Annotated in this window: 7 protein-coding genes and 1 pseudogene; 2 read left to right on the top strand and 6 right to left on the bottom strand. The window is 39.6% G+C overall.

From position 1 onward, the window contains the following. Positions 1–618, bottom strand: a pseudogene (locus AC6F75_RS11090) (endonuclease MutS2); the annotation flags it as partial. A 54-nt stretch (positions 619–672) separates the two neighbouring features. On the opposite strand from AC6F75_RS11090, the gene ung reads away from it, so the two are divergent. Further along, positions 673–1,338: a uracil-DNA glycosylase gene (ung, locus tag AC6F75_RS11085; protein ID WP_500715083.1), complete on the top strand. Its 666-nt coding sequence runs from the start codon at positions 673–675 to the stop codon at positions 1,336–1,338. 223 nt (positions 1,339–1,561) lie between these two features. Here the strand turns inward: ung and AC6F75_RS11080 are convergent, their stop codons facing one another. The 5 genes from AC6F75_RS11080 to AC6F75_RS11060 form a co-directional block, all read right to left on the bottom strand. Next, positions 1,562–2,416 (bottom strand): substrate-binding domain-containing protein, encoded by an 855-nt coding sequence (locus AC6F75_RS11080; protein ID WP_500715082.1) that lies wholly within the window; start codon positions 2,414–2,416, stop codon positions 1,562–1,564. 4 nt (positions 2,417–2,420) lie between these two features. Further along, the gene (locus AC6F75_RS11075; protein WP_500715081.1) at positions 2,421–3,293 is read right to left on the bottom strand and encodes a phosphorylase family protein; all 873 of its coding nucleotides are present in this window, start codon (positions 3,291–3,293) and stop codon (positions 2,421–2,423) included. 81 nt (positions 3,294–3,374) lie between these two features. After that, complete coding sequence (locus AC6F75_RS11070) at positions 3,375–3,707, bottom strand: translation initiation factor (protein ID WP_500715080.1); 333 nt, start codon at positions 3,705–3,707, stop codon at positions 3,375–3,377. Positions 3,708–3,715: 8 nt separating this feature from the next. Beyond that, entirely contained in the window at positions 3,716–4,069 is a 354-nt protein-coding gene (locus AC6F75_RS11065) for a DsrE family protein (RefSeq protein ID WP_500715079.1), read from the bottom strand. A gap of 4 nt (positions 4,070–4,073) precedes the next feature. Then, positions 4,074–5,024 (bottom strand): 2-oxoglutarate and iron-dependent oxygenase domain-containing protein, encoded by a 951-nt coding sequence (locus AC6F75_RS11060; RefSeq protein WP_500715078.1) that lies wholly within the window; start codon positions 5,022–5,024, stop codon positions 4,074–4,076. Positions 5,025–5,251: 227 nt separating this feature from the next. Here AC6F75_RS11060 and AC6F75_RS11055 point away from each other — a divergent pair. Continuing rightward, on the top strand, positions 5,252–5,869 hold a 618-nt coding region (locus tag AC6F75_RS11055), incomplete at its 3' end, for a thiamine pyrophosphate-dependent enzyme (protein WP_500715084.1).

Below are 5,869 nucleotides of genomic sequence, written 5' to 3'. Positions count from 1 at the left end.
GTGCATTGCTTTTACGGCAAGTACACGTCTATTGTCAACAACTGATTCTTTGATTTCATCGAGATAGTCGCCTGAGGCAGCCTGTGCAAGGGCAGTATTGAATGAGCCGTTTATTTTTCCTTTCATCCCGGTAATGGCCCTTCTGATTACCGCCAGTTCGGGGGTGGCGTCGTCTTTGATTTCGCCAAAGCGGTCGATGATAGCTTTAATGGAATTAACAATATGATTTTCAAGTTCAATGCGATCAGATTTATGATGCAATTGCACGTAAAACTGCTTGTTTTTTTCGAAAAATGTCAGCAAGGCTTTGGTGGTTTCGCAAATGCTCAGGATTTTTCTAAACGAACCTATTTCAAGTGTACTGTTTTCAACTCCAAGCAGGTGAATTTCGTGAAAGACAGCATCAAAACCATGATTAGGAATGGGGTTGTCACCTTGGAGTGAATTAAAATATTCATAAACTTCCCTGAGCGATTTAATGGTTTTTTCGGGAGTTGGATAGGGTTTCCATTGCAACAATTTTTCCTTACCGGAATCGGTGACACAAAGTTGTGAAGTCTGTTCTAAAATGGTGTGAAACTCCAGGTCCTGAAGTGTTTTGGAATCTATTTTAATCATTCGTGAATTTCTGCTTACTTTTAAGGCTCATTTATTTTTGTAAAAGTAAGGATAATGCAGGTAAAAATTGACCCAAGTTGGCTGCCAAAACTTCAGGCAGAATTTGAGAAACCCTATTTTAAGGAGTTGACAGCGTTTGTACAAGCAGAATATACCCAACATCGATGTTTTCCACCGGGCAATCAGATTTTTGCAGCTTTTGACCATTGCAAATTTGACGATGTAAAAGTGGTGATTTTAGGTCAAGACCCTTACCACGGACCCGGACAGGCCAATGGTTTGTGCTTTTCAGTGAATAACGGTATTCTAAAACCGCCATCATTGCAAAATATTTTTAGGGAAATCTTTCAGGATTTAGGAATCCCAATTCCCGAAAGCGGCAATTTGGAACGCTGGGCAGATCAGGGGGTGTTTTTGTTAAATGCCACACTCACCGTAAGGGCGCATCAGGCGGGAAGTCATCAAAATAAAGGCTGGGAGGTTTTTACCGATAAGGTAATTGAAACCATTTCCAATGAAAAAAAAGGCGTAGTTTTTATGCTTTGGGGTGGTTATGCTAAACGAAAACAAAGTCTTATAGACAGTAATGAGCATTTGGTTTTAACTTCGGGTCATCCTTCGCCCTTGAGTGCTAACAGGGGAATGTGGTTTGGAAACAAACACTTCAGTACTGCCAATGCATATCTGAAATCATTGGGTAAAAAAGAAATAAACTGGTAAAATTTAAAGGGGATGGGAATTAATTATTTAGCTGAAAAGAAGGGGATTATTCTTCGCCCGGAGGGGTTTGAGAATCAGAAACATCGTTACAGCTAAAGTGTAATAACAAAAAATTTAAAGCAACCAGTGCACCGATAATAAGTAAAACTGTCAACATATTCAATGGTTATTTCTAATTAGATGAGTTTGACTAAAAAAGGTTGCGTGAAGATGGAAAAAATAATTAAAAATGATGAATAATTTTTTCGGAAGGTAATTTTTTGTCAACTAATTCCAGGTCCATCAATAGTGACTGAACACTATTAAGGTCTTTGTTTTTAAGTTGTTGTGAGCTCCATTCGGTAAGTGAAAGCCATTCCCTGACATCTTCTATCTTTTGTCCGTAGCGTTTTGAAAGTTGCAGGTCAATATCCTCGATTTGTTTGAAATTTTTAGTCACTGAATTGATTACTTCTAAAATCGCTTGAATACCTTCCGGATCGTTTTCCAGAATTTCATTTCTTACGGCAATGACAAAACAAGGCCAGGGGGTAGGGCAGTTGCCTACTCTTCTAAAAACTCCTTCGTCAACATAAGGTTTTGTGGTAAACTTTTCCCACATAAAATAATCGCCTTCACCATTGGGCAATCCGTTTAATGCACCTTCTAAATCGTCAATGACTTTGAATTTTAAATCGTTTTGAATGTTCCAGTCGTTGTTTTTGGCATTGATGAAGGCCATCAAATGTGAGCCGGAACCATAACGACTTATGGCTGCTTCAGCTCCTTTTAAATCGCTTACTGTTTGGTATTTTGAATTTTGTGCTACATGTATTCCCCAGATTAACGGGGACTTGACAAACACTTGAACAATTTTTGAGGGATTCCCCATCACGATATCCCTCACAATTCCTTCAGTGAGAATGACCGCCATATCGATTTCTTTTTCGCGTAAAGCGGTATTCATTTGTCCGGTACCTCCGTGAAAATCGACCCAACGAAGATTGATGTCTTGTTTTTGAAACAGTTTGTTTTTCAACGCCAGATACCACGGATAGTTGAAGTGTTCCGGCACACCGCCAATTTTGAAGTTTTTCATTACTTTAAACGTTTACAATGCGCTCAAGCGAGTAAGCTATGAGTCGTTCAACAAGCTTTTTTGGGTCTTTGCTAAACTCTCCGGTTACTCTATTGGCTATTAAAGCATTGAGCGAAATAGCCCTGTGGCCAAGTAATTTTGAAAGCCCGTAAATACCCGCAGTTTCCATTTCCATATTGGTTATGTTTAACCCTTTGTATTGAAACGTAGCCAGTTTTTTGTTGATGTCAGGATCCTGAAGAGGAAGTCTTAACACACGTCCCTGTGGCCCGTAAAATCCTATGTTGGTAGCAGTAATACCGGATTTGGTTTCGTCAGATTTGAAGATGTCAACCAATTTTTGAGAGGCTTTGATAATGTAAGGCTCTGATTTTTTTGAATACCATCCGGTATGTGCCACAAAGGCAGAAGTCGCATCAACTTCTTCAACTCCTCTGGAATCGTAAAAATGCATCAGGCTGTCAAAACCAATGGACATCTCACTTAGTAAAAACGAATCCAAAGGCACTTCCTGATTGATGGAGCCTGAAGTTCCTATTCTTATAATATCGAGGGACTTCAATTCACTTTTAACTGTTCTATTTTCAAGGTCAATGTTTACAACAGCATCCAATTCGTTAAGCACAATGTCAATATTATCTGTACCGATACCTGTAGAAATCACTGTGATTCTTTTTCCTTTGTAGTTTCCAGTTTGTGTTTTAAATTCACGGTTTTGAACTGTAAACTCAATACTTTCGAAGTGTTTGGTAATCTCCTCAACGCGGTCACTATCGCCAACGGTGATTATCGTATCTGCAACCTGCCCGGGAAGGAGTTTTAGATGATAAACGCTCCCGTTGGGATTTAATATTAACTCTGATGCTGCAATTTTCATATTTTAAAATTTAATGTTCAATGTTCAATGTTCAAGCTTAACCTTAAACCAGAAACCAGAAACCAGAAACCAGAAACCACTTTACCCTCCAACACGTTTTACTTTAAATCCTTTAGCTTTGAGCATTTCCATAATTTTATCACGATAGTCACCCTGGATGATAATTTGTTCGTTTTTAAAACTTCCACCTACACTGAGTGTGGTTTTGATTTCCTTGGCAAGCATTTTAAAATCTTCATCAGCACCGGTGTAGCCTTCGATGATGGTTGTTGCTTTTCCTTTTCGCTTTTCGTATTTGCAAATCAAAGGATCGTCCTGAAGCCATAACTCTTTATCTTCATTATTAGCTTCAGGGATTTCATCAGAAATTTGATGTTCGGGAAAAAGGTTTTTTAACTGGTCTCTTAAGTCCATTTTAAAATTTAAAAAGTAAGCACCTGGTTGCTTTCGGCAATCAGACGAGTAAGTTCTGCCATAGTACTGCGGTCTGCGCCTTTGGTCATATAATCAATTTTAAGGCCTCTGGCGTCCATACAGCTGCCGCAAAGTTTGAGATTTGCTCCTTTGTTCAATGATAACTTAAGCATTCGCTCAATATTGTAATAGCCATTTGGAGTTTCCTGTCCTGATATTGCGCAACTCACGGCATCTGCCATAAGAAAAATAGTCACTTCTGTTTCCGGATAATCTTTATTGGTTTGATTGGCAATCCTGAGTGCGTTATATGCTTTTTCGGTACCGTAAGGCGCATCGTTGATAATGATTAGCAGTTTCATTTAATTATTTTTTAATAAGTCCTATATCCACCAAACGTTCATACAAAAACATGCCGGCGGTGATGTCGTCATAGGCTTTTGGGTTGTTTTCATCGATACATTGCGGAAGACAATCGAGGTTCATATCGCTTCGGGGATGCATAAAAAACGGGATGGAATACCTGGGTTTGTCCCATTCTTCTCGTGGTGGATTGACCACCCTGTGAATAGTTGAGCGCAATTTGTTGTTGGTATGTCTTTCCAGCATATCGCCCACGTTGATGACGAGTTCGTCTTCTTGGGGTATGGCATCTATCCACACACCGTCCTTGCGAAGTACTTGAAGACCTCCGGTTGAAGCGCCCATCAGTAAGGTAATTAAATTAATGTCGCCATGAGCTCCGGCTCTTACCGCTCCTTGGGGTTCTTCGGTAATGGGAGGGTAGTGAATGGCTCTTAAAATGCTATTGCCGTTACTGGCCCAGTGGTCAAAATAATTTTCGTCAAGGCCAAGATATAGTGCTAAAGCTCTCAACACATAAATACCTGTTTTTTCAAGCTGTCGGTAGGCTTCCATTCCCACTTGATTGAAGTTTTTATTTTCTTCAACTATAATGTTTTTAGGGTATTCATCTATGAGATTGGCATCAGCATCGGGTTCCTGACCAAAATGCCAGAACTCCTTCAGGTCGCCTTCTTTTTTTCCTTTGGCGTGTTCTTTTCCGAAGGAAACATAACCACGCTGACCGCCAAGGCCATTTATTTCATATTTTCTTTTCGTGTCAAGGGGAAGGGCAAAAAAGTCTTTGACCTCTTTATACAAATCGTCAACCAACCTGTCATCTAGAAAATGGTTTTTTAGTGAAACAAAACCAATTTCTTCATAAGCACGGCCTATTTCGTCAACAAACTTTTGTTTTCTTTTCGGGTCGCCGCTTATAAAGTTGGCTAAATCAACACTGGGAATAGTATTCATTGCTTTAAATTTAAATAATGCACTCACAAAGATACCAAAATAACTTTTTTTAAAAGCCTTTAAAAACCTGTTTATTTTTAAGATTTCAGTCAATTGACACATCATTTTTTTCTAATTTTACCAAATATTTTAAAGCAAAAATGAGCACTTCCATTTCAGAACATTCAGAAATTTCATACACCACAAAATCGTTGACTAACGATCAAAAAATAAATCTGTATAAGCGAATGCTAAAACCTCGCCTTATCGAGGAAAAGATGTTGATCCTATTGCGTCAGGGCAGGATTTCCAAATGGTTTAGCGGCATTGGTCAGGAAGCCATTGCTGTGGGGGTCACTGCAGCACTTCACAAAGACGAGTACATTTTACCCATGCACAGAAATCTGGGGGTTTTCACCGGCAGGGACATTCCGCTCTACAGGTTGTTTTCACAATGGCAGGGAAAAGCCAACGGATTTACAAAAGGACGTGATCGTTCTTTTCATTTCGGCACTCAGGAATACAAAATAGTGGGAATGATTTCCCACCTTGGCCCGCAACTGGGTGTTGCCGATGGTATTGCTTTAGCTAACCTATTAAAGAAAAATAAAAAGGTTACTGCCGTGTTTACCGGTGAAGGAGGCACCAGTGAAGGTGACTTTCATGAGGCGTTGAATGTGGCTTCGGTTTGGGATTTACCGGTACTGTTTTGCATTGAAAATAATGGTTATGGACTTTCAACACCAACCAATGAACAGTACCGCTGCAAACAAATGATTGACAAAGGCATTGGTTATGGTATGGAAGCTCATCAGATTGACGGCAACAACATTGAAGACGTCTATACAAAAGTGTCTGAACTTGCC

Source organism: Planktosalinus sp. (assembly GCF_059864935.1).
The sequence above is the reverse complement of the archived record's forward strand: the minus strand, read 5'-3'. Positions and strand labels throughout refer to the sequence as shown.